Source organism: Natronospira bacteriovora, assembly GCF_030848495.1.
In the GTDB taxonomy this organism is placed as follows: Bacteria; Pseudomonadota; Gammaproteobacteria; order Natronospirales; family Natronospiraceae; genus Natronospira; species Natronospira bacteriovora.
On the sequence record NZ_JAVDDT010000003.1, the window covers coordinates 328,196 to 351,719 of the forward strand.

A 23,524-nucleotide genomic window follows, 5' to 3' on the forward strand; every position below is an offset into this window, starting at 1 on the left:
ACCCATCAGAAGTTGAAGCTGGCACCGATCTTCAGCAGGTTCTCATCGAACAGGTCATCATTGGTATAGATTTCAACCCCGCCGAACACAGAGATCTCCGGCGTCACGAAGTAGGTGCCACGGAAACCAAGAACAAAGTCTTCATCGTCCAAATCATCGAACATCAGATATTCAGCACTGGCACGAAGGTGAAACTCGGGAGTGACCGCGAAGTTCAGGATACCGTGCAGGCCGATGGCATCATCGTCGGCAGACATGGTGCCGAAGAAGGGATCGCTGAAGGTCATTTCCCAGTTCTGAAAGGACCCCCCCACCTCAATGGACATCTGCTCGCTCATGGGCAGAACGAAGCTACCACCGATACGGACGATGTCCGTCTCGAAACCCTCTTCATCCACCATGGTGACATCACCAAACAGGCGGAAGCTGTCACCCAGCATGAAGCTGCCTTCGATACCGAAACCGTCCCCGCCATCACCAAAATCGGCGTAGTAGACGCCGGCACTGCCGGATGCCAGGGCGTTACCCGAGGCCAGCACGAGGGCCGCCGCCGTAGAACCAATCAGTTTTTTGCTGTAATGCATTTTATTACTCCTTGAAATTGACGTTCGCTTGTCACATCCGTGACCAAGGCAATCAAGGCAGAGGAGTTCCAGGCCTGAACCGGTCATGGCTGACCACTCGCCGGGACTGCGGTACACTCGCTCCGCCTGCCCGCTGCCAATATGGACTTTAGTCCCACGAAGCGCCCTGAGCAAGCGATATCGCCCCCCCATACGGGGGGTGTGAACAAGCCCCAGGAGTCTGAATTGGAAGTCAATTTTCTCTGTCCCCCGCATTGTGGTCCCTGGCTTGAGAAGGAACTGGCCGCACTGGGCATCACGGTCAGCCAGCGTGCCGGCCGCCTGATTGCGGGCGAGGGTGAACTGGCGGCCATTTACCGTGCCTGCCTGTATTCACGGGTGGCCGCCCGCATCCTGGTGCCCATCGCCGAGGGCCCGGCCCACAGCGACGAGACCCTGATGCAGACCCTCACCGACATCGACTGGGCCGGGCAGATGATCGATGGCGACTCACTTGCCATCGACTTTCGCGGCACCGGCGGCTGGATCAATCACAGCCGCTTCGGCCGCCAGCGGGTCAAGGACGGCATTGTGGACAGTCTGCGGGCCGCCGGGCGCGAGCACCCGCCCCTGAAACCCGAGGCGCCGGATCTGCTGGTCTTCGCTCATTTCGATGGCCAGCGCATCCGGCTCTATCGCGACCTGGGTGCGGGCCCCCTGCACCAGCGGGGTTATCGCAAGCAGGCCGGGGGCGCCCCCATCAAGGAGAATCTGGCTGCGGCGCTGCTGATGGCCGCTGGCTGGCCGGAACACGAGCACCTGCTTGACCCCTTCTGTGGCAGCGGCACTCTGGTCATCGAGGCGGCCCTGATGAAGGGCGGCATTGCCCCCGGCCTGTACCGTCGCCGCTGGGGTTTTCGCGGCTGGCCGGCCCATGAAGCCGCCGAGTGGCAGCGCCAGAAGAGCCACGCCCGCAGTGAGCTGGAACAGCTGGATCTTTCCGACTGCCGCCTGGCCGGCTATGACCACGACCCGGCAGCCATCACCGCTGCCCGCGCCAACGCCGCCGCGGCCGGCCTGGAAGACTGGCTGATCTTCACCCGTCGCGAAATGGCCGAACTGAAGGCGCCGCCCGGCACCGAATCCGGCCTGGTGATCAGCAACCCGCCCTATGGGGAGCGACTGGAAGAACGGGAGGATCTGCCCGCCCTGTTTACCCTGCTGGGCGAACGCCTGCGCGGCCCCCTGAAGGGCTGGCGCTATGCCCTGCTCGCCACCGAGCCGGATCTGCTGCGCCACACCGGCCTGGATCGTCGCCGGGAATACCGCTTCCGCAATGGCCCCCTGGACTGCAAGCTGGTGGAGCTGTGGCCGCCACCGCCGCGGGAAGGGCGGGACATGGAAAACCGCCTGCTGAAGAACCTCAAACACCTGCGGCGCTGGGCGCGACGCGAAGAAACCGACGCCTTCCGGGTCTATGACGCTGACATCCCGGAGTTCGCCCTGGCCGTGGACTGCTATGGCGAGCATGCCCTGGTGCAGGAATACGCCCCGCCGCGGGAGATTCCCGCCGACAAGGCCGAACGCCGCCTGGCCGCCGGCGTGGCGGCCGTGGCGCGGGCGCTGGAAATCCCTGGCGAGAACATCCACCTGCGTACCCGGCGTCCACAAAAAGGCCGCGAGCAGTACACCCGACTGGGCAACCGCGGCCTCGAGCTGACCGTGCAGGAAGGCCCGGCCCGCTTCATCGTCAACCTCAGTGACTACACCGATAGTGGCCTGTTTCTGGATCACCGCCCGGTGCGCCGCTGGATACGGGAGCGTGCCGAGGGCCAGCGTTTCCTGAACCTCTTTGCCTACACCGCCACCGCCACGGTGCACGCCGCCCTCGGCGGTGCCGCTCACACCACCAGCGTCGATCTCAACCGCAACTACCTGGCCTGGGGTCAGCGCAATCTGGCGCTGAACGGCTTCGACGGCGACAACCACGCCTTCGTGCGTGCCGACTGCCTGGAATGGCTGAAGCAGCAGAAGCAGCAATGGGATCTGATCCTGCTGGATCCGCCCACCTTCTCCAACTCCAGCCGCATGGACGACACCCTGGACATCCAGCGCGACCACCCGGCGCTGATCCGTCACGCCCTGCAGGTGCTCGCACCCGGTGGCCTGCTGATCTTCTCCTGCAACCGCCGCGACTTCCGCCTGCAATTGGACGACGACGGCCTGCAAGTTCAAGACATGACGGCCCGCAGCATTCCGGAAGACTTCAAGCGTAACCAGCGCATCCACCATTGCTGGTTCATTTCGAAGGCTGAGAAAGTTTGAAAGTCAAAGCGCCGCGACATGGACGCAAAATGGGCGGGAAATGAAGCAGAAAATCGTTAAAGGACAGGCAGCCTGACAGCCAGGGGACGGTAATCAGCCCTGGCCGCCAGCCTGACTGGCCGGCGGCGGAGCCAGGGAAAGGCGGTGTCCATTCTGACGGGCTTCGCCCATGGCCTTGCGGGCGCGGCGCAGGACGGACTCCGGGGTCTCGTCGGGAGTGAATTCTGCCACGCCGAAGACAGCGGAGATGGAGAAGGGCACCTCATCGTATTCGAAACTGCCATCCGCCAGTTTCAGGCCCAGGTCACGAGCGCTGTGGGTGGCACTCTCACCGTCCAGATCCGGCAGAACCACCACGAATTCCACACCGTCCAGGCGGGCGGCAAAGTCGCCAGGACGAACGGACTCGGCCAGCTTCTCGGCAAAGTCCGCAATGGCCACGTCACCAGCCTCATGGCCCAGACGCTCATTGACCAGACTGACGTCTTCCAGTGAGCAGATCAGCAGGGAAAGCGGCTTTTCCCGGCGCTGGTAACGTGCCTTCTCATAGGCAATGCGTTCCTGGAAGGCGCGCCGATTGGGCAAGCGGGTCAGCGGATCCAGCACCGAGCGGCGGCTTTCCCTCTTGAGGCTGTCACGCAGCTGATCGCTTTCCCGCTCCAGCTCCGCTACCCGTTCACGCATCTCTCCGAAACGCCGTTCCATGGAGCGCTCCCGCTCCTCGTCCAGACGGCGGCGCAGCTTCAGACCCTTGCCCAGGGCGTCCAGGTGACGATCAATCTGCTTCTGCACGCTGGCAATGTCCGCCGCGGAAGTCATGCTGCGGCGAACTGCATTCAGCTCACCATCCAGATGATGGCTGACCTCGTGCAGCTGCTCCTCATTGCGGCGACTTTCTTCCTCGCCGGCATCCAGGTGACCATCCAGCTCCGCCAGACGATCCAGCGTCCGTTCCAGGTAGCGCTGAAGGGCTTTTCTTTCCTGCTCCATCTGGGTGCGGAAATGACGCACCAGGCCGGCCAGCTCGGTCAACCAGCCGCTCAGTCGATCAGGGTCGGTGAATGCCTCATCCGCCTGGCGGGTCAGTGCCTCGGCGGAATCCGCGAACTCATCCGGAAGGCGAAGCGCCGAGAGCAACTGCTTCAGTGCCCGCCCATCATTCATCGCCAGGGAAGCCGATCCCGCTGACCCATCGCCTACCCCGGTTTCAGCCGGAATCGAAACACGTTCCAGCAACTCGCTCAGCTCGACAGCAACCGGAATCAGGGCGTCACCTCCCTCTCGCTGAAGGCGTGCGGCCAAAGGTTCCAGATCACGGGCCGGCCAGCGGCTGACGAGACGATCCAGCAATAACTGCATGGCCTCGGTGCCACCCGGCGCCCGACGACGACTGCCGCCAAACATTCGCAGCAAGCGGGGGCGATCCGCCTCTTCCACTGCCCGCGTCAGCTTCTGGGTCAGCATGTTTTCCACGGCCATGGACAGGGCGGGCAGATCCCGGGCCTCGGCCCGATGAATACGCACCAGCAAGCCCGGGACACGGTTGTCCTCGGCGTCCAGTCGGCGGATGAGATTCAGGAGATTCAGAAGCAGATGGCGCAGGGGATCGCCGCTGGGCTGTCCGGGCTGACGCTCGGCCGCTTCCGAAAGCAGGCGCACCCGCGTACTGATGGCGTCCACACATTCGAGAATGGCTTTGGTATCGGCGCCATCGTGGATGACCCGGCGCAGGCTCTCCAGGCGCCGGTCCAGCTCACGATCACTGCCAAGACCAAGCACGGCCAGGCGGCTGATGGCCGAACGCAGGGAGTCTTCCAGCCGACCCGCGGCACGGGCCTGCTCGGACATTTGTTTCAGGGCCTTCTCATAGCGACCCTTCCACCCCCTTTCGGCATCATCTGCCATCGCGAATCCTTCGTCATTATGGTCTTTCTTTCCCTAAGATAGCATGCCAATCCCCACTTGGCAGCATCCGGCCACGAATCACCAGTCTGGCATGGAATAATCCGGCGGAACAGCCTGTCGCCCTTATCCCCCATTTGGCCTACAGAGAACAACCGTCACCTCCCCCACCGGACCGGAAAGGAAAATGGCCGCTCTGACCAGAACAGTCAGAGCGGCCACGAAACCCCTCGCAAACGGATGCCTCAAGAACCCGAAATTGAGCTCGAACAATCACCGGTCCCGTTCAAATCTGCCTGAATCACCCCCAGGAGAACGCATCCCGCGAGGGCTGGCAGAAAAGCGGAGACTATGTCTCTGAACGCTCACCTCACGGAGCCTTTCGGAACGCAACGGCCCGAGCTGGTGCAGCACATGTAGGAGTCACAGATAAAACTCATCTGACTACGCGTTCTATCGTCCCAAGTGACTCGAATGTATTTATAGCCACCATTGATGGGTCTACCGCCACCACTACCAGTACCAACCACATACCCAGGGAGTAAGCCGCGCTCGCCCATGGAGATCATATGTTTGCGTGAACAGTCATCAAGCCCTTCAACATGCTGTCGCAATTCAGGCCGAGTCAAGTATCCGAATTTTCCGTGAATTCGGCTGTTATTTAGGTCGAGAGCCAAACCTCTGACACGCGACACAGCCTGGTGGAATGTTAACACCTCGAAAGTAAAGGAAAGATAGTCAGCCCGCTCAAGCTGGACTGCCTGCGAATTTCCCTGATCATCTGAGCCTTCCATAAAAGGAAAGAAAATCCGAATCCTGCTGTCGAAACCTTCTTGAGAACGACGAACATCGTAATTGATTTGCTCTTCGAATATCTCAAGATCCACAGAGAACGTTCCACCACTAAAGCGGATCGAGCCTGAGCTTTCATCTATATATTCCGCCAGGCTATCTTGAAAAGAAGCGTGCAACTCCGAACGCAATTCAGCAAGGCGCTCACTATCACCCAGCACCCCAAGTACAGTATAAGAGGGGCAAAGTAATTCATTCTCATAATCCGCCATCTGTCGGGACCCTGCCGGCCCAGAGTAATGCGCAGAAATCCATTCGTTTATCCGATCACCTGCCTTTTTTATCGCTTCACGATAATTTCTGACAACATTCATCGCTTTTTCGTGCTGAAGCCGCTCCTCCTGACTCAAAGCAGAAGGCCAAGGGTAAGCCAGTGGAGGCATCCCGTCACGACCCTGGCTGCGACGTTCGACGATGAAAGTATAGATTGTTCGGCTATTGGGATTCAGAACATTGGCGCGTTCGTCCGGCCCGGTGCAGTAAGCAGGGGAGCCATCACGGGTGCCGGACAATACGAATTCACCGCCAATCTTGGTTTCGCCTGGCATTGAACCGCGGCCATCCTCACGAAGCTCCACCCACTCCCCATCCACATCGTTCAGATCACAATGTTTGGCAGCGATGTATTTTTGAGCGAACGCGGTCGCTGACTGCCAGTCCGTGCACCGGTCACAAATGTAGTGAGCGGTGATGTCGTAGTTGAGCCCGCTAGCTCTGACCTGAGCATTGGAGCTGCCGATAAACAGCAGCATAAACGAGGCGGCCGCCAGGGCAGCTGGAAAGAAAGGCAGTTTCGTCATGACTCCCCCTTTGCCGATAAGAGACACTAGTATTTCAGAAAAGGAAAGACCCTGCCCACGTCGAGGCAGGGCCTTGAACCCATCATACCCTGAGGCATCAAGGTGGAATGACAGAGTCCTACTCTCTCTCGACCTCCCCTCTTGGCAGGCAAGTTCCGGATGACGTGCAACAGGTATCACCACCACATATCCAATCAGTGGGCCCTCCGGTTCGACCACTGCCACCGCCACCGCGTATAAATGTGAACCCCCCCTAGCTGGACGAGGCACCACCGGCACCACCGCCAGGATTGCCAATTATGCCGCTACGAAACGCCGACATGAGTTGCTTGAAATCACACTCATTCAGATCTTCGGGGGAAGTCCAGGCGTTTCGAAGCCAACCAGAACGACCATTGATTCGACTTAGGTATGGATCCAGAGCAACCGATGCAAAGACTTCTCTGTGTCCGGAGGCTGAGCTGGCACGGACGGCTCGAAACTGGAAAACCAATGCGTCCATTCGATCAAGCAACTCTTGCCCGGAATCTGAATTTCTGAACATAAAATAATGGGAAAATGCTTCGACCGAATCAGCGTTATGGACGTCGACATTGATCCCCGCTGATAGTGGACCTGCCGTAACCCCAAAGTATCCACTACTTATCAACACCTGAGTATCATCGGAGAAACGCCCGGCATACTCATCCGCAATCCAGTCAATTGCAAGCTGAATCAGCTCTCCATAGGCCTCGGGATCTGATAAGGCAGCCAACGCTGTCGTTTCCGGACAATCAGAGCCGTCATCCTGATTGGCACTGCAGGAATAACCGCCCAGTTCTCCACCACTGCCCGCCTGGCTGGACATGAATTCGCTCAATTCATCGCGCATATCGCGATATCGAATGTATTGTTCAAGAACAAATTCCAGCTCAGACTTTTCAAAGGCATCCAGCGCGGCAGGTCGAGGATACGCCAAAGGAGGCATGCCATCGCGAGCCTGGCTGCGTCGTTCCACAATGAACGTGAAGATACTGCCAGTTTCCGGGTTCAAAACATTGGCGCGCTCGTCAGGGCCGGCGCAGTGGGCGGTGGTACTTGACGTGTTGCTGAACGGGATGAATCCTCCACCGTTATCCGGATCGATCGGCGTCGAGCCGCCGCCACCGTCGTCACCGCCACCACCATCGGAATCACCGTCAGAGTCACCGTCATCTTCATGGACTTCCACCCGCCCCCAATCCACATCATCTGGATCACAGTGCTTGGCGGTGATATAGCCCTGGGCGAATTCGGTCGCGGATTGCCAGTCCGTGCACTGATCGCAGAGATAGTGAGCGGTGATGTCGTAGCTGGGCCAGTCGCTGCTCGACTGGGCAGGTGCGCTGCTACTGAGAAGAAGAATGGATGAGGCTGCCGCCAGGGCAGCCGGAACGAAAGGCAGCTTCGTCATGATCCCCCCTTTGATTGATACCGTAGATTGAGATTCGAAACAGCCCCCAAAGCTGTTCCGGGAAAAATCCTAGCAAAGCTGTTTTTGTGGAATCAAGCCCAATATGGGCGCTTACAGGGCGAATCAGCATTCACCTACATCACCGCTCGGAATGCTTCCGAATTTTCCTGTGGGAGACACAAAAAAAGCCCTGCCTCTTGCGAGGCAGGGCCTGATTTACACACAAGATTTCGGCGGCTGCTTAGCTCTCATCGTCCTCACCGGGACTTGGCATCCCCTCTACCTCCTCCCGAGGCAAGCAGGTTCCAGAGCCAGTACAGCAAATCACCCCGCCGCAGGTCCAAGTGGTGACCCTGGAACCACCACCACGACCTCTTCCCCAATAGTATCCACCGAACCAGCCGCCACCGTTACTGCCGAAATAGCCTCCACCCGTGCCACCAACGGTGCCCGTTTCAAAAGCGGTTGAAAGCTGAGACAAATCGCATTCGTTCATTTGATCCGGGCTTTCGATGCCTTTTACCAGCCAGCCAACGACGCCATTTATCCGGCTTGCCTGGGGCGAGATATCAACAGTGGGGCCAATCACAAGGTCCCCATTGGACTGCCAATGAAGGTCAATATCAAAATCGAAGACCAATGAATCGGGATCGTCAGCAACATGCTCCCAGCCTCGGATGCAGTCGGAACAGTTCCTGAAGTTGAAAGGCGCCCGGAACTGGCTCACCTCATCCGGGCTGAAATGCTCATAAATGGTAGCGTGTGAGAACGGTCCCGCGGAAATCCTGATCTCACCTCCAGACACCCGAATTCGAGTCCCTTCAGGCAGACGGTGAGAATACTTTTCCGCGAGCCAATCGATCGCCTCGGCCTCCAATTCCGTTACCTTGTCAGGGTCTGATAATGTATCCAGGACTGTACCTGCCGGACATAGCATTTCTTCAGAGTCACCCGACCTGGCCTTCACACAAGCGTTCGTGCTTTGCGGCTCGGAAAATGGCTCTGGATACTTTTCCTTCAGCCACTCGGCCAGATACTCCGTCAAATCATTCGCAAGGCTGCGGTAACGGACATATCTCTCCAGCGCCCATTCCAGCTGTGCTTTTTCTTCGGCATCCAGCGCTGCGGGCCTTGCATAGACCATGGGCGGCATACCGTCGCGGGCCTGGCTGCGACGCTCGATGATAAAGGTATAGATCTGGCCGGTTCTGGGACTGGCCACATTGGCTCGTTCGTCGGGGCCAACACACCCAATGACATTGCTGGTGGAGTTCAGGGGCATGAAGGCACCGCCACCATCCCCTGGGTCAATAGGACTTGAGCCCCCTCCGGAGTCACCACCTCCGGAATCACCATCCCCGTCATCACCACCGGAGCCACCGTCGGAGCCACCATCGGAACCACCGTCATCGTGGCCATCACGCCACCAATCGTCACCCCAGTCATCCGGGTTCTCACAGCGATTTCCCGTCACTTGTTGCTGGACAAACGTCGTTGCGGAACGCCAGTCGGTACAGTGGTCACAAATGTAATTGGCGGTTATGTCGTAGTGGGGCCAATCACCAGCGCTGCTCGCGACAGAACCCGTGTTTGAAAGAAAGCCACCAGAGACCAGAACCATGGTGACGATGAAGAAAGGTTTCCTCGTCATACCCCCCCCTTTTTTTGTCGATCCGAGAGACCATGTTTGTAAAACGAAACAGCCCCCAAAGCTGTTCCGGGAAAAATCCTAGCAAAGCTGTTTTTGTGGAATCAAGCCCAATATGGGCGCTTACAGGGCGAATCAGCATTCACCTACATCACCGCTCGGAATGCTTTTGATTTTTCCTGCGGGAGACACAAAAAAGGCCCTGCCTCTTGCGAGGCAGGGCCTGATCATCGCGAAGGATGATGGCCGGATGGCCGGGCATCTTACATCATGCCGCCCATGCCACCCATTCCGCCCATGCCGCCCATGTCGGCGCCGGCACCGGCGTTGTCATCGTCCTTCGGCATATCGGCCACCATGGCTTCGGTGGTGATCATCAGGGCCGCCACGGAAGCTGCGTTCTGCAGCGCGGTGCGGGTCACCTTGGTCGGATCCAGGATACCGAACTCGACCATGTCACCGAACTCGCCGGAAGCGGCGTTGAAGCCAAAGTTGTCCTTGCCTTCGGCCACCTTGGCCACCACCACGTCGGGCTTGCCACCGGCGTTGTAGACGATCTGACGCAGGGGCTCTTCCATGGCGCGACGCAGGATGTTGATGCCGGTGTCCTGATCGGCATTGTCACCCTTGAGCTTCTCGATGCCGACGCGGGCGCGCAGCAGGGCCACGCCGCCGCCAGGCACGATGCCTTCTTCGACGGCCGCACGGGTGGCGTGCAGGGCATCTTCCACGCGGGCCTTCTTCTCCTTCATCTCGACTTCGGTGGCGGCACCCACCTTGATCACGGCCACACCGCCGGCCAGCTTGGCCACGCGTTCCTGCAGCTTCTCGCGATCGTAGTCGGAGCTGGACTCCTCGATCTGGGCACGGATCTGGTCGACACGCTCCTTGATGCGGGCGTTTTCGCCACCGCCGTCCACCACGGTGGTGTCGTCCTTGGTGACCTGAACCTTCTTGGCGGTACCCAAGTGCTCGATGGAGGCCTTCTCCAGGGACAGACCCACTTCCTCGGAGATCACGGTGCCACCGGTCAGCACGGCCAGGTCTTCCAGCATGGCCTTGCGACGGTCGCCAAAGCCCGGAGCCTTCACGGCGGCAACCTTGACGATGCCGCGGATGTTGTTGACCACCAGGGTGGCCAGGGCTTCGCCTTCGATGTCCTCGGCCACGATCAGCAGCGGCTTGTTGGACTTGGCCACGCTCTCCAGCACCGGCAGCAGATCACGGATGTTGGAGATCTTCTTGTCGTGGATGAGGATGTAGGGGTCTTCCAGCTCGGCGCTCATGCTCTGCTGGTTGTTGACGAAGTAGGGGCTCAGGTAGCCGCGATCGAACTGCATGCCCTCGACCACGTCCAGGTCATTTTCCAGACCCTGGCCTTCCTCGACGGTGATCACGCCTTCCTTGCCGACCTGCTTCATGGCGTCGGCGATCAGACGGCCGATTTCCTCGTCGGAGTTGGCGGAGATGGTGCCCACCTGGGCGATGGACTTGTCGTCATCGCAGGGCTTGGACAGCTTGCGGATTTCCTCGACGGCGGCCTTCACGGCCTTGTCGATGCCCCGCTTCACTTCCATCGGGGCCATGCCGGCGGCGATGGCCTTCATGCCTTCACGCAGGATGGACTGGGCCAGCACGGTGGCGGTGGTGGTGCCGTCGCCGGCCAGGTCGGAAGTCTGGGAAGCGACTTCCTTGACCATCTGGGCGCCCATGTTCTCGAACTTGTCGTCCAGCTCGATTTCCTTGGCCACGGACACGCCGTCCTTGGTCACGGTGGGGGCGCCGAAGCTCTTGTCCAGCACCACGTTGCGACCGCGCGGGCCGAGAGTGACCTTGACCGCGTCGGCCAGGGTGTTCACGCCGCGGACCATGCGGTTGCGGGCGCTTTCGCCAAAACGGACTTCTTTAGCAGCCATTGCTGTTCACCTCTTCAAAATTTGTTTCAGTGGATGTTTCGTTTCAATCCGGGTGCGCGGTTCATTCAGCCTTCGAAGACCGCCATGATGTCGTCTTCGCGCATCACCAGGACTTCCTCGCCGTCCACCTTCACTTCGGTGCCGGCAAACTTGCCGAACAGAACCTTGTCGCCGACCTTCACGTCCAGGGCACGGGTCTCACCGCTGTCCAGCGGCTTGCCGTTGCCCACGGCCACGACTTCGCCCCGGATGGGCTTCTCGGCCGCGGAATCCGGGATCACGATCCCGCCTTCGGTCTTGGTTTCTTCTTCCACGCGCTTGACGACCACACGGTCATGCAACGGACGCATTTTCATGGGAGTTTCTCCTCCACAGGTTCCATGTTTGGGCTTGGGATGGCGAGGGCTCTGTTAGCACTCGCCGAATTCGAGTGCTAATAATAGGGACGCACTTTTCAGAGTCAAGGGGGGGTGGGGAAAAAAGTTCCCAGTACCCAGTTCCCAGTGAACAGTGGGGCCGTGCGGGCGGAGATGCCGTACCGCTTCGGCGACGCCGGTCATTCTCAACGCTCAGTCTGGTGCCAACATCGCAGTGGACAGCAGGCCGCGCAGCAGGCACGGCCTGCTGTTCACTGGGAACTGTTCACTGGGAACTTCCTCCCACCCGCAAACCGGCGAAATCGAACAAATCCCGGTCCGCCAGCTGGGACGGCGAGACGTTCTGGATGGCAGTGAAGATGGAGTCGATGCGGCCCGGGGCGGTGCGTTCCCACTCCCCCAGCATGGCCTTGATGGCCTGGCGCTGGAGGTTGTCCTGAGAGCCGCACAGGTTGCAGGGAATGATGGGGTACTGACGGGCCCGGGCGAAACGGGCAATGTCGGCCTCCTGGCAGTAAGCCAGGGGGCGGATGACCACATTGCGGCCGTCGTCGGACTTCAGCTTCGGCGGCATGGCCTTGAGCCGCCCGCCATTGAAGAGGTTCAGGAACAGAGTCTCGACGATGTCGTCCCGGTGGTGGCCCAGGGCGATCTTGTTGAAGCCTTCCTGGTGGGCGTACTCATATAAAGCGCCCCGCCGCATGCGCGAACACAGGCCGCAGGTGCTCTTGTTCTCCGGCACCACCCGCTTGACCACGCTGTAGGTGTCCTGCTCGATCACGTGGTAATCCACGCCCAGGGCCTCCAGATACTCGGGCAGCACATGCTCGGGGAAGCCCGGCTGCTTCTGGTCCAGGTTCACCGCCCGCAATTCGAAGCGGATGGGCGCCACCCGCTGCAGCTGCAGCAGCAGATCCAGCAGGGTGTAGGAGTCCTTGCCGCCGGACAGGCAGACCATGACCCGGTCGCCATCCTCGATCATGTTGAAGTCCTGGATGGCGCGGCCCACCTGGTTGCGCAGGCGCTTGCCCAGGCGACGGGCGGTGACACTGATATCTTCGGCGGTAGCAGACATGGTCTCGGCCTGTTGTAGGCTGGTGAAATGGATCAGGACAGACCACCCATTTTACCTGTCCGGAGCGGCCGGACACCAATCGCCGGCCTGCTGGCGGGGCTCGCACTGCTTCTGGCGCCGCCATCCGGCCTGCTGGCCGAGACGCTGATTCCCGATTCTGTCCGCGAAGCCGCCCAGGCGCGCATCGACGCGGGCCATTACCAGTCACTGCTGATCGGTGTCAGCGACGGCGGGCCAACCGAATGGCTGAGCCTCGGGCAGCTCAGCCAGGGCGGCCCGGCGCCGGATCCGCACACCCTCTATGAGATCGGCTCGCTCACCAAGCCCTTCACGGCCGCCCTGCTGGCCCTGGCCGCCGATCACGACACGCTGTCCCTGGACGCAACGGTGGGTGAGATGCTGGGCAACGACACCCCCCTCGACCACCGCCTGAAGGAAGCCGTGACCCTGCGCCAGCTGGCCACCCACCAGAGCGGCCTGCCGGACACCCCGGACGACCTCGCCCCGAGCGACCCCAATCGCCTGTTCGAAGACTACGACCGGAATCGGCTGCTGGCTTTCCTGTCACGCCACCCGCTCGCCGCCCACCCCGGGCAGCATTTCAGTTATTCCAACCTGGGTTATGCCCTGCTCGGCCACCTGCTCGAACAGCATTATTCGCAGGCATTCGACGATGCGCTGATGGCCCGGATCACCACTCCCCTGGGTCTGGACAGCACCGCACTCAAACCGGACCCCGAACTACTGGATCGCGAGGCACCCGGTTACGACTACGACCTCCACCGTGCCCCGCCCTGGTCATGGCGGGCCTTTCAGGCCGCCGGGTCATTGCGCTCCACCGGCCATGACCTGATGCAATGGATGCAGGCCCAGCAGTCGCCGCCCGACACGCCCCTGGGCCAGGCCCTTTGGCGCCTGCACCAGCCGCAGTTCCGTCTCGGCGGCAATGGCCGCGCCATGGGGCTGGGCTGGCAACTTCTGGGCAGCGACGAACAACGCGTCGCCTGGCACGGCGGCCGCACCGCCGGACACGCGGTGTTTGCCGCCTTCCAGCCCGAAGGCAAGCGCCGGGTGGTGATCATGGCCAACACCGGCAACGGAGTGGATCACCTGGGCCTGGCCCTGATGAACCCCGCCCACACCGTGCCGCCCCTGCAGGAAAGCCGCCCCCTGGATCCCAAGCTGGGGGCCCTCTATGCCGGCCGTTACCGGCTCAGCCCGGGCTTCGTGGTGACAGTGCGCCAAACCGAGCAGGGGCTTTATCTGCGGGCCCCGGGCCGGCCGTCACTGCGCCTCTACCCCCTGGATGATGAGCGTTTCATGACGCGGGGCGTGGAAAGTGAACTGCGCTTTGTCGACAACGAGGCCGGTGGCATCGCCCACCTGGAAATCCGTGCGCCCCACGGCGGCGTGCAGATCGCCACGCGCATGCAGTCCACCGATAACCCCGCACCCAGAACCGTCAAGCGCCTGGCTCCGGAAGAACTGGCGCGTTTCGCCGGCCGCTTCCGCATCAACGGCACCACCGAGTTCCACCTGGAACCGGATGCCGACCGCCTGCTGCTGTCCAGCGGCAAGGGCCCCAGCCGCCCCCTCTACCCGGCCCCGGGCAACCGCTTCTTCCACCGCAATCAGCCCCTGGAGCTGGAGTTCGCCGGCCAGACTAGCGGGGAACCCGGCACCCGCCTGATACTCTATCGGAATGGACAGCGCCACGAGGCCCACCGCGTCGGCGACGATCAGTGACCTGCCCCTATAGCAGGGCCCGGACTGGCCAGTTCCCCCGGACAGGCGTTATCCTCGCCTCCCTCAAACCAGCGGACAGCGAATCGGGAAGTTATCGCAAACCATGAGTGAGTATCGTGTTGTTTTCTGCACCTGCCCGGATACGGATGTGGCCGGGAACCTGGCTTCGCGCCTGGTGGCCGAGAAGCTGGCCGCCTGTGTGAACATCCTGCCGGGCCTGACTTCGGTGTATGAATGGCAAGGCAAGGTGGAAAGCGATCCGGAAGTGCTGCTCATCATCAAGACCGCCGACGACCGACTGCCGACACTGATCGAACGTGTCGAAGCCCTGCACCCCTATGAGGTGCCGGAAGTGATTGCCCTGCCCATCGAGGCCGGCCTGCCCGCCTACCTCAACTGGATCAACGACGAGACCCGCCCACAATGACTGCCCGACTGTTTCGCTGCGGCCGCCTGGCCGCCCTGATGCTGCTCGCCCTGCTGAGTCTGCCGGCCGCCGCCCAATCCATCAGTGGCCTGCCAGGGGTCTCCGGCGGGGATTTCAAGCATCCGGACGAGGCCTTCATTCTGTCGGTGCGCTCGCCCTCACCCGATCTGATCCAGGTGGACTGGCAGATCGCGGATGAATACTACCTTTATGAACACCGCTTCGATTTCCAGGTCATGGAAGGCGGCGTCACCCTGGGAGAGGCGCGCTATCCGCAAGGTCTGTTGATCGAAGACGAGTTCTTCGGCGAGAGCATCGTCCATCGCCATCAGGTGACCATTGACGTTCCGATCCAGGGTGGACAGACCGGTGATGAGATTCTGCTGCGGGTGGATTTCCAGGGCTGCGCCGACGCCGGCCTGTGCTACCCGCCGCTCAACCGCCAGACGCCGGTGGTGCTGGGTGCCGATGAGCCGCGCGACCAGGGCAGCAGCCGCGCGGCCACCACGCCACCGGCCTCGGAGCAGGACCGCATGGCCGGCCTGGTGGCGGAGGGGCACCTGGTCCTGGTGGCGCTGGCCTTTTTCGGCTTTGGCCTGCTGCTCAGCCTGACCCCCTGCGTGCTACCCATGGTGCCCATCCTCTCCAGCCTGATCATCGGCAAGGGCGAGCACATCAGTACCGCCCGGGCCTTCGGCCTGTCGCTGACCTATGTCCTGGCCATGGCCCTGACCTACACCGCGGCCGGGGTCGCGGCCGGCCTGCTCGGCCACAATCTGCAGGCGGCCCTGCAGCACCCGCTCATCCTGAGCGTGTTCGCCGCGGTGTTCGTCATTCTCTCCCTGGCCATGTTCGGTTTCTATCAGCTGCAGGTACCCCAGCGCTTCCAGGACGCCCTGGCCGGCCTGTCCAATCGCCAGCAATCCGGACGCTATACCGGGGTGGCCCTGATGGGCCTGCTCTCCGCCCTGATCGTTGGCCCCTGCGTGGCCGCCCCCCTGGCCGGCGCCCTGCTGGTCATCGGCCAGACCGGCGACGCCCTGCGCGGGGGCGTGGCCCTGTTCTCCATGTCCATGGGTATGGGCGTACTGCTGCTGGTGGTGGGTACATCCGCCGGCCGCCTGATGCCAAAGGCCGGCGCCTGGATGAATGCCATCAAGGCGGCCTTCGGCGTTCTGCTGCTGGCGGTGGCGGTGTGGATGCTGGAACGCATCGTGCCGGCCGCCATGGCCATGGTCATGTGGTCCGCCCTGCTGGTGTTCTCGGGCGTCTACCTGGGTGCCCTGGACAGCCTCAGCCCCGGGGTCGGCGGCTGGCGCCGATTCTGGAAGGCGGCCGGCCTGATGCTGATGGTCTGGGGCCTGATCCTCCTGCTGGCCGCCGCCCTGGGTGGCAAGGACCCCCTGCGGCCCCTGCAGGGCACGGTAATCACCGGAACGGCCGGTGACGCGGCCGCCAGCCCCGATTTCGCCGCCATTGAAGACGTGGAACAGCTCGACAGCGCCATTGCGGCCATCGACGACCGGCCCCTCATGCTGGAGTTCTATGCCGACTGGTGCATCGACTGCGTGCGCATGGAACGCCGCACCTTTCCGGATCCGGGCGTACGCGAAAGCCTGCAGGCCTTCGACCTGCTCAAGGCCGATGTAACCCGTTACAATGCTCGACACCGCGAACTGCTGGAGCGCTTTCAGCTGTTCGGGCCGCCGGCCATCCTGTTCTTCGATCACAACGGCGACGAGATCCGCCACCTGCGGCTGGTGGGCGAGATGGGGCCGGCTGAATTCCGCAATCACCTGCAACAGGTACGCGAAGCCTTCGCGTCAGGAGACCAACGCTCATGAACCGGCATCTGCCCGCCCTGCTCATCGCCGTCATGCTGGCCGCCGGCGCCCTCGGCTTCGGCCTTTACCATTGGCTGAACCCGGGCTCCGACCCGCTCCCCGCCGAAGCCAGTGGCGGCACCCTGGCCGAGACCATGCCGGAATTCTCCATGCCGGATCCGGACGGTGAAGAACGCCACAGCAGTGAATGGGATGGCGATATCCTGGTGGTGAACTTCTGGGGCACCTGGTGCGCCCCCTGCCGTGAGGAAGTCCCCCTGCTGATCGAGATGCAGGAAAACTACGGTGACCAGGGCCTGACCGTACTCGGCATCGCCCTCGACCAGGTGGAGCCGGTGCAGCGCTTCGCCGATGATTTCGGCATCAACTATCCCCTGCTGGTGGGCGAGCAGGAAACCCTGGCCGTCATGGAATCCTTCGGCAGCGGCACCGTGGGCATGCCCCATACCTTCGTGGTCGACCGCGACGGCCGCATCGTCAACTTCCACGTGGGCCTGATCGAGGAACACGAAGTGGAAGCGCTGCTCGCCCCCGCCTTGCGCAATGAGGCGGGCAGCGACAGCTGACCCGCCGTCAACCACCACCTCTCACCCTATTCCTGCGAATTTCCGGCAAAAAGTAGCGAATTCCGTCGAACTGACAGAAATTTACCGATCCGCCGTGGACAATCCGGGTTTTCTGGCCCACAATATGCGGTCATGGTTTGTGACCGGATCAGGTGGCAACTGGTTGTGAAATGCCCCCTATCCGGTGGCAAAGTGCGGAAAACCATCCTGCAGTCGATGGAGACGGTTACTTGGCCCGGATTCTGCTTCTCAACGGCCCCAATCTGGACCGGCTCGGGCAACGCGAGCCGGACGTGTACGGGCTCGAGACCCTGGCGGCCATTGAAACCGGATTGAAGGCGCTCGCCGATGAACTCGGTCATGAGCTGCTCTGTTTTCAGAGCAATGCCGAGCATGAACTGATCGAACGCCTGCATGCGGCAGCGGATGAAGGCTGTGACTGGCTGATCTTCAACCCGGCGGCCTTCACCCACACCAGCATCGCCCTGCGGGATGCCGTCCTGGCCAGCCGCTTGCCCATGATGGAAGTGCATCTGAGCAACCCCATGGCACGGGAGCCTTTCCGACACCATTCCCATTTTTCCGACATCGCGGTCGCCTGCATCAGCGGCCTCGGCGCCTTCGGCTACGAATGCGCCCTGCGTGCGGTCGACCAGCGGCTGAAACAGGCCGCCTGACAACTTTCGCTCAACCACTGCCTCAGACGGGAGCATTATGGACATCAGAAAAGTAAAGCGGCTGATCGAGCTGCTGGAAGAATCCGGCATCGCCGAAATCGAGATCACCGAAGGTGAGGAATCCGTCCGCATCAGCCGCCAGATCAGTGGTGGCCAGCAACAGTTCTACGCGGCTCCGCCCCAGGCCGCACCGGCGCCGGCGCCGCAGCCGGCTGCCGCGGCCGGTGCTGAAGCCGACACGGCCGACGATGATGACGGCATTCCCGCCGGGCATCGGGTGGAATCGCCCATGGTCGGCACCTTCTATCGCGCCCCCTCCCCCACCTCCAAGGCCTTCGTCGAAGTCGGCCAGCAGGTGAAGGAAGGCGACACCCTCTGCATCGTCGAAGCCATGAAGATGATGAACCAGATCGAGTCCGACAAGTCCGGCACCGTCAAGGCCATCCTGGTGGAGAACGGCGAACCGGTGGAGTACGGCCAGCCTCTGTTTGTCATCGGCTGATCATTCCTTCCGACCGGACAAGCGGGATGGTCGGAGTACTTAACACGTTGGACATTCCAACCCGTAACGGGCACACGACATGCTAGACAAGGTTCTCATTGCCAATCGCGGGGAAATTGCGCTGCGCGTATTGCGCGCCTGCCGCGAGCTGGGTATCAAGGCGGTGGCCGTGCATTCCACGGCTGACCGTGACCAGAAACACGTCCTGCTGGCAGACGAATCCGTCTGCCTGGGCCCGCCCTCGTCGGCGGAAAGCTATCTCAACATGCCCGCCATCATCAGTGCCGCGGAAGTCACCGACGCCACGGCCATCCACCCCGGTTACGGCTTTCTCTCCGAGAACGCCGACTTTGCCGAACGGGTGGAGAAGAGCGGTTTTGTCTTCATCGGCCCCAGGGCCGACACCATTCGCCTGATGGGCGACAAGGTGTCCGCCATCAAGGCCATGAAGGCCGCCGGGGTTCCCACCGTGCCAGGCTCCGGTGGCGCCCTGGGCGATGACGAGAAGACCAACCTTCGCATTGCCGCCGAAATCGGCTATCCGGTGCTGATCAAGGCCGCCGGTGGTGGTGGTGGTCGTGGCATGCGGGTGGTGCACGAGGAAAAGGATCTGATCGAAGCCATCACCACCACCCAGAACGAAGCCAAGGCCGCCTTTGGCAACGACATGGTGTACATGGAAAAGTATCTGGAACGCCCACGGCATGTGGAATTCCAGGTGCTGGCTGATGGCCAGGGCAATGCCATTCACCTGGGCGAACGCGACTGCTCCATGCAGCGCCGTCATCAGAAGGTGATCGAGGAAGCCCCGGCCCCCGGCATCAGCGAAGAAGAACGCCAGCGCATGGGGGCACGCTGCGTGCAGGCCTGTCTCGAGATCGGCTATCGCGGTGCGGGGACCTTCGAGTTTCTCTATGAAGACGGCAACTTCTACTTCATCGAGATGAACACACGTGTCCAGGTGGAACATCCGGTGACCGAGATGGTGACCGGCGTGGACATCGTCAAGGAACAGCTGCGCATTGCCGGCGGCGAGAAACTGACCTACCGCCAGGAAGATATAGTCCTGCGAGGACACGCCGTGGAATGCCGCATCAATGCCGAAGACCCGCGCAGCTTTGCGCCGTCCCCGGGGCGCATCATCAACTGGCATGCCCCGGGCGGGCCGGGTATCCGCGTCGATTCCCACATTTACAACGGCTATACGGTGCCGCCCTATTACGATTCCCTCATTGGCAAGCTGCTCGCCTATGGGGACACGCGCGACTCGGCCATGGCGCGCATGCGCCAGGCCTTGACCGAAATCGTGGTGGAAGGCATCCGCACCAATGTCGCCCTGCACCAGGATCTGGTCACCGATGACAACTTCCTCAAGGGCGGCACGGATATCCATTACCTGCACAAGATGCTGGATGCCAAGGACTGAGCGCCAGACGGTAAGCGCAGTACAGTTCTGAAAGTGATCGGCCTTTCCTCATTTTTGGGGAAAGGCCGATTGCGATTGCGATTCCTACAAGCAGCGTCGATCGCTTGCTTGAGCGGTTGTTGCCGGTTTCATCGAACAGCGAGTTCTTCCCTTACCATGCCCTGGATCAAACTCACCATCGACGCCAGCGAAGTGGCACCGGCCAATGTGGAGCTGGTGCTGGAATCGCTGGGCGCCAATGCCATCACCCTGGAAGATGCCGGTGACGATCCCCAGCTGGAGCCCGGCGTGGGTGAAACACCGCTGTGGCGGGAGACACGGGTCAGCGGGCTCTTTCCCGCCGAACAGGATGTGACCGCACTCAAGCAATCCCTGGCTGAACTGTGGCCGGGCAAGACGATGCCACGACTTACCGTGGACGCACTGGAGGATCGTGACTGGACCCTGGCCTGGGCCGACCACGCCCGGGTGACTGCGTATGGTGACCGGCTCTGGGCCTGCCCGGATGCGGAAGCGCATCCCGAAGTCCCGGACGATGCCGTGCGCCTGATCATTCCCCCCGGCCTGGCTTTCGGAACGGGCAGTCACCCCACCACAGCCATGTGCCTGGAATGGCTGAATGATCAGGTACGCCCGGGCATGACCGTCATGGATTACGGTTGTGGCTCCGGCATTCTGGCCGTGGCAGCGGCCCGCCTGGGCGCCGACCGGGTCATCGCCGTGGACAATGACCCGCAGGCCCTGACCGCCACCCTCGACAACGCCCGCGCCAATGGCGTCGAAGATCGCCTTGGCGTCCACCTGCCCGACGACTGTCCGGACGAAAAGGTGGATCTGCTGGTGGCGAACATTCTGGCCAATCCCCTGATCGAACTCGCCCCGGTACTGTGTCGCCACCTCAAGGCTGGTGCCGGCCTTGCCCTCACGGGCATACTGAGCGAACAGGCTGATGCGGTCGCCGCCGCCTATGGCGACAACGTAACCGGCCTGCAACGACGTCAGCGTGAAGAATGGGTTCTGCTGCAAGGTCAACGGCCACCCGCGGGGGATTGAACCAGGCCATCATGTTCACCCAATGCCCACAATGCGGCAGCTACTTCCGGGTTCGGGAAGCACAGCTGAATGCCGCCAATGGCAAGGTGCGCTGCTCTCTCTGCACGGCCACCTTCAATGCCCGCGATAATCTGCATGAACAGTTGCCCAGGCGGGACGAGCTCACGGCCGAGCAGGACAGCGACACCACGACCGATGAAGCGGTCGTGGAGCGGGATCCCCGTACACCCGATCTCTTCGATGAACAACGGCCCGCGGCACCCGCGCCGGATGAAACCAGGCCTGAAGCCCCGGCGCGGGATCACGGCAATGACCTGCCCGATTCCGACACCGCCATGGAAGCACCCGCCTGGCTGCTGGAATCGGATCGTGTTCAGCACCCAGAATCCCGCGCCCTGCTCTGGACCCTGGGCAGCGTTGTGATGCTGATTCTGCTCGGCCTGCAACTGCTGCATGCCGAACGGGATTACTGGCGTGACCACCCCACCCTTGGTCACTGGGTAACCGCTGCTTACGATAGCCTGGGACAGCCGCTGCCGGAACCACGCTCCCTGGAAGCACTGGCCATCATGCGGGCCGACATTGCCGGGCGCGTCGATGACCCCGGTGTGTTGCGGGTTACCGCCGTGCTGGAAAACAGCAGCCCGGAGCCCCAGCCCCTGCCTGCCATCTACATCCGCCTGGAAGATCGCTGGGGCATGAACATGGGGTACGGCTTCTTCCTGCCCTCGGAATGGATTCACCCGGACAGCCGCGATACCGCGCTGGAACGAGGCCAGATCGAGGCAGGCGGTCGCCTTCCACTGAGAGTCGCGCTGAACGACCCCACCCAGGAGGCGGTCAGCTTTCACATGGAACCCTGCTGGATCGAAGACGAGGGCTTTGCCTGCAAGCCCCAACGCGGTGGGGCCGCCTTCGTTCGCTGATCCTCTCGTCGGATCGTCCGTGGGAAGGCAGCCCCAATGCTTTCTTAAGTGCGATCGGGCAGCTACAATTTCCTGTTCCGTTGCCTGTTCAGTAAGGGAAGTCACGCTCATGTGGATCGGTCCGCTGAAAATGCCGAATGGGGTCGCACTCGCCCCCATGGCCGGCGTGACGGATCGTCCCTTCCGGCAGCTCTGCAAGCGCCTGGGTGCCGGCTTTGCACCGTCCGAGATGGTCACCGCCGATCCCAGCCTTCGCGACAGCCGCAAAACCCAGTGGCGAATGGATCATGCCGGTGAAGTGGCGCCGATCATCGTGCAGATCGCCGGGGCCGATCCCCGGGAACTGGCCGATGCCGCCCGCTTCAATGTGGATCACGGCGCCCAGGTCATCGACATCAACATGGGCTGCCCGGCGAAGAAGGTCTGCAACCGCATGGCCGGTTCGGCCCTGCTGGCCGACGAAGGGTTGGTGGGGCGAATCCTGGATGCAGTCGTGGCGGCCGTGGACGTGCCGGTGACCCTGAAGATTCGCACCGGGCCCGAACCGGCCAGACGCAACGCCGTTCGCGTTGCGCAGATTGCCGAATCGGCCGGCATCCTGAGCCTTGCCGTGCATGGCCGAACACGCCAGGACATGTATCGGGGAAAGGCGGAGTTCGACACCATTAGACAGGTGAAGTCAGCCGTTTCCATTCCGGTCGTCGCCAATGGGGATATCGACTCCCCGGAGATGGCCCTGAAGGTACTGGACTTCACCGGCGCAGACGGCATCATGATAGGCCGGGCGGCCCAGGGGCGGCCCTGGATTTTCCGGGAAATAAACCACTTCCTGGCTACCGGCGAGCACTACCCGCCACCGGACACCGGCGAAGTCGGCGCCATCATGGCCGAACACCTGGAGAATCTGTACGCCTTCTACGGCGAGTACAGCGGCGTTCGCATCGCACGCAAGCATCTGGGCTGGTATTCGAGAACCCGCCCGGATGGAGAAGCCTGGAGAAAACAGGTCGTTCGACTTTCATCGGCACGGGAACAGCTGGCCCTGACCCGGGCATGGCTGGCCGGTGAGTTTCATAGGGAGGAAAAGGCAGCATGAGCAGTCGAGCCATCGCCATCGGAGAGGCGGCGACAAGGAGCAGTGATGAATTGGTTGAAAACCGGCATCCCGGCATGCTGGAAGTCGAGAGGAAGCTGGGACGAAGAAGCATGAACGCCACGCCGCTCAAGCAGAATATCGATGATGCACTGGCCCGTTATTTCGAGGATCTGGACGGCACCGAACCCAGTGATCTCTACAACATGGTCATCAACCAGGTGGAGTACCCGCTGCTTCGCCGTGTGCTGGACTACACCGGTGGCAATCAATCACGGGCGGCCGAGATTCTGGGCATCAATCGCAGCACCCTGCGCAAGAAACTGCGAAGTCACGGCCTCATCGACTAAACCACCGGATTGCATTTCCCATTG

20 protein-coding genes are annotated in these 23,524 nt (G+C 61.8%); 12 read left to right on the forward strand and 8 right to left on the reverse strand.

Annotated elements, in window-relative coordinates; translation table 11 throughout:
* Positions 1-5 precede the first annotated feature (5 nt).
* Positions 6-584: a hypothetical protein gene (locus RBH19_RS07050; RefSeq protein ID WP_306728121.1), complete on the reverse strand. Its 579-nt coding sequence runs from the start codon at positions 582-584 to the stop codon at positions 6-8.
* A 225-nt stretch (positions 585-809) separates the two neighbouring features.
* Between RBH19_RS07050 and rlmKL the strand changes: the two genes are divergently transcribed.
* Entirely contained in the window at positions 810-2,888 is a 2,079-nt protein-coding gene (rlmKL, locus tag RBH19_RS07055; RefSeq protein ID WP_306728122.1) for a bifunctional 23S rRNA (guanine(2069)-N(7))-methyltransferase RlmK/23S rRNA (guanine(2445)-N(2))-methyltransferase RlmL, read from the forward strand.
* A gap of 93 nt (positions 2,889-2,981) precedes the next feature.
* Here the strand turns inward: rlmKL and RBH19_RS07060 are convergent, their stop codons facing one another.
* The 7 genes from RBH19_RS07060 to ttcA form a co-directional block, all read right to left on the reverse strand.
* A complete protein-coding gene (locus tag RBH19_RS07060; RefSeq protein WP_306728123.1) occupies positions 2,982-4,793 on the reverse strand; it encodes a GGDEF domain-containing protein in 1,812 nt (603 codons plus the stop codon).
* 362 nt (positions 4,794-5,155) lie between these two features.
* The gene (locus RBH19_RS07065; protein WP_306728124.1) at positions 5,156-6,442 is read right to left on the reverse strand and encodes a hypothetical protein; all 1,287 of its coding nucleotides are present in this window, start codon (positions 6,440-6,442) and stop codon (positions 5,156-5,158) included.
* 253 nt (positions 6,443-6,695) lie between these two features.
* Complete coding sequence (locus RBH19_RS07070; protein WP_306728125.1) at positions 6,696-7,874, reverse strand: hypothetical protein; 1,179 nt, start codon at positions 7,872-7,874, stop codon at positions 6,696-6,698.
* Positions 7,875-8,115: 241 nt separating this feature from the next.
* Entirely contained in the window at positions 8,116-9,525 is a 1,410-nt protein-coding gene (locus tag RBH19_RS07075; protein ID WP_306728126.1) for a hypothetical protein, read from the reverse strand.
* A gap of 260 nt (positions 9,526-9,785) precedes the next feature.
* Positions 9,786-11,438: a chaperonin GroEL gene (gene groL / locus RBH19_RS07080; RefSeq protein WP_306728127.1), complete on the reverse strand. Its 1,653-nt coding sequence runs from the start codon at positions 11,436-11,438 to the stop codon at positions 9,786-9,788.
* Positions 11,439-11,503: 65 nt separating this feature from the next.
* Positions 11,504-11,794 carry a co-chaperone GroES gene (groES, locus tag RBH19_RS07085; RefSeq protein ID WP_306728128.1) on the reverse strand — a complete coding sequence of 97 codons (291 nt, stop codon included), beginning with the start codon at positions 11,792-11,794 and terminating at the stop codon, positions 11,504-11,506.
* A gap of 286 nt (positions 11,795-12,080) precedes the next feature.
* The gene (gene ttcA, locus RBH19_RS07090; protein ID WP_306728129.1) at positions 12,081-12,890 is read right to left on the reverse strand and encodes a tRNA 2-thiocytidine(32) synthetase TtcA; all 810 of its coding nucleotides are present in this window, start codon (positions 12,888-12,890) and stop codon (positions 12,081-12,083) included.
* 27 nt (positions 12,891-12,917) lie between these two features.
* Between ttcA and RBH19_RS07095 the strand changes: the two genes are divergently transcribed.
* The 11 genes from RBH19_RS07095 (at position 12,918) to fis (ending at position 23,500) form a co-directional block, all read left to right on the forward strand.
* Complete coding sequence (locus tag RBH19_RS07095; RefSeq protein WP_306728130.1) at positions 12,918-14,636, forward strand: serine hydrolase domain-containing protein; 1,719 nt, start codon at positions 12,918-12,920, stop codon at positions 14,634-14,636.
* A 103-nt stretch (positions 14,637-14,739) separates the two neighbouring features.
* Entirely contained in the window at positions 14,740-15,063 is a 324-nt protein-coding gene (gene cutA, locus RBH19_RS07100; protein WP_306728131.1) for a divalent-cation tolerance protein CutA, read from the forward strand.
* Positions 15,060-16,907, forward strand: a complete 1,848-nt coding sequence (gene dsbD, locus RBH19_RS07105; protein ID WP_306728132.1) for a protein-disulfide reductase DsbD — start codon at positions 15,060-15,062, stop codon at positions 16,905-16,907. The genes cutA and dsbD overlap by 4 nt, the downstream gene beginning before the upstream one ends.
* Entirely contained in the window at positions 16,904-17,473 is a 570-nt protein-coding gene (locus tag RBH19_RS07110) for a TlpA family protein disulfide reductase (RefSeq protein ID WP_306728133.1), read from the forward strand. The genes dsbD and RBH19_RS07110 overlap by 4 nt, the downstream gene beginning before the upstream one ends.
* Before the next feature lie 230 nt (positions 17,474-17,703).
* The gene (aroQ, locus tag RBH19_RS07115; RefSeq protein WP_306728134.1) at positions 17,704-18,150 is read left to right on the forward strand and encodes a type II 3-dehydroquinate dehydratase; all 447 of its coding nucleotides are present in this window, start codon (positions 17,704-17,706) and stop codon (positions 18,148-18,150) included.
* Positions 18,151-18,187: 37 nt separating this feature from the next.
* Positions 18,188-18,652, forward strand: coding sequence for an acetyl-CoA carboxylase biotin carboxyl carrier protein (gene accB, locus RBH19_RS07120; RefSeq protein WP_306728135.1), 465 nt, complete (start codon positions 18,188-18,190; stop codon positions 18,650-18,652).
* Between the two features lie 79 nt (positions 18,653-18,731).
* The gene (gene accC / locus RBH19_RS07125; RefSeq protein WP_306728136.1) at positions 18,732-20,078 is read left to right on the forward strand and encodes an acetyl-CoA carboxylase biotin carboxylase subunit; all 1,347 of its coding nucleotides are present in this window, start codon (positions 18,732-18,734) and stop codon (positions 20,076-20,078) included.
* A 156-nt stretch (positions 20,079-20,234) separates the two neighbouring features.
* Positions 20,235-21,131: a 50S ribosomal protein L11 methyltransferase gene (gene prmA, locus RBH19_RS07130; RefSeq protein ID WP_306728137.1), complete on the forward strand. Its 897-nt coding sequence runs from the start codon at positions 20,235-20,237 to the stop codon at positions 21,129-21,131.
* Between the two features lie 11 nt (positions 21,132-21,142).
* Positions 21,143-22,057 carry a DUF3426 domain-containing protein gene (locus tag RBH19_RS07135; protein ID WP_306728138.1) on the forward strand — a complete coding sequence of 305 codons (915 nt, stop codon included), beginning with the start codon at positions 21,143-21,145 and terminating at the stop codon, positions 22,055-22,057.
* A gap of 109 nt (positions 22,058-22,166) precedes the next feature.
* Positions 22,167-23,153 carry a tRNA dihydrouridine synthase DusB gene (gene dusB / locus RBH19_RS07140; RefSeq protein WP_306728139.1) on the forward strand — a complete coding sequence of 329 codons (987 nt, stop codon included), beginning with the start codon at positions 22,167-22,169 and terminating at the stop codon, positions 23,151-23,153.
* Positions 23,150-23,500: a DNA-binding transcriptional regulator Fis gene (fis, locus tag RBH19_RS07145; protein WP_306728140.1), complete on the forward strand. Its 351-nt coding sequence runs from the start codon at positions 23,150-23,152 to the stop codon at positions 23,498-23,500. The genes dusB and fis overlap by 4 nt, the downstream gene beginning before the upstream one ends.
* Positions 23,501-23,524 lie beyond the last annotated feature (24 nt).

Bases quoted from the DNA above. Each gene is read 5' to 3' on its own strand.
- groES (WP_306728128.1), bottom strand. From the start codon at position 11,794: ATGAAAATGCGTCCGTTGCATGACCGTGTGGTCGTCAAGCGCGTGGAA.
- RBH19_RS07070 (WP_306728125.1), bottom strand. From the start codon at position 7,874: ATGACGAAGCTGCCTTTCGTTCCGGCTGCCCTGGCGGCAGCCTCATCC.
- ttcA (WP_306728129.1), bottom strand. From the start codon at position 12,890: ATGTCTGCTACCGCCGAAGATATCAGTGTCACCGCCCGTCGCCTGGGC.
- accB (WP_306728135.1), top strand. From the start codon at position 18,188: ATGGACATCAGAAAAGTAAAGCGGCTGATCGAGCTGCTGGAAGAATCC.
- RBH19_RS07075 (WP_306728126.1), bottom strand. From the start codon at position 9,525: ATGACGAGGAAACCTTTCTTCATCGTCACCATGGTTCTGGTCTCTGGT.
- RBH19_RS07065 (WP_306728124.1), bottom strand. From the start codon at position 6,442: ATGACGAAACTGCCTTTCTTTCCAGCTGCCCTGGCGGCCGCCTCGTTT.
- cutA (WP_306728131.1), top strand. From the start codon at position 14,740: ATGAGTGAGTATCGTGTTGTTTTCTGCACCTGCCCGGATACGGATGTG.
- prmA (WP_306728137.1), top strand. From the start codon at position 20,235: ATGCCCTGGATCAAACTCACCATCGACGCCAGCGAAGTGGCACCGGCC.
- RBH19_RS07135 (WP_306728138.1), top strand. From the start codon at position 21,143: ATGTTCACCCAATGCCCACAATGCGGCAGCTACTTCCGGGTTCGGGAA.
- groL (WP_306728127.1), bottom strand. From the start codon at position 11,438: ATGGCTGCTAAAGAAGTCCGTTTTGGCGAAAGCGCCCGCAACCGCATG.
- RBH19_RS07060 (WP_306728123.1), bottom strand. From the start codon at position 4,793: ATGGCAGATGATGCCGAAAGGGGGTGGAAGGGTCGCTATGAGAAGGCC.
- dusB (WP_306728139.1), top strand. From the start codon at position 22,167: ATGTGGATCGGTCCGCTGAAAATGCCGAATGGGGTCGCACTCGCCCCC.
- accC (WP_306728136.1), top strand. From the start codon at position 18,732: ATGCTAGACAAGGTTCTCATTGCCAATCGCGGGGAAATTGCGCTGCGC.
- RBH19_RS07110 (WP_306728133.1), top strand. From the start codon at position 16,904: ATGAACCGGCATCTGCCCGCCCTGCTCATCGCCGTCATGCTGGCCGCC.
- RBH19_RS07050 (WP_306728121.1), bottom strand. From the start codon at position 584: ATGCATTACAGCAAAAAACTGATTGGTTCTACGGCGGCGGCCCTCGTG.
- fis (WP_306728140.1), top strand. From the start codon at position 23,150: ATGAGCAGTCGAGCCATCGCCATCGGAGAGGCGGCGACAAGGAGCAGT.
- RBH19_RS07095 (WP_306728130.1), top strand. From the start codon at position 12,918: ATGGATCAGGACAGACCACCCATTTTACCTGTCCGGAGCGGCCGGACA.
- dsbD (WP_306728132.1), top strand. From the start codon at position 15,060: ATGACTGCCCGACTGTTTCGCTGCGGCCGCCTGGCCGCCCTGATGCTG.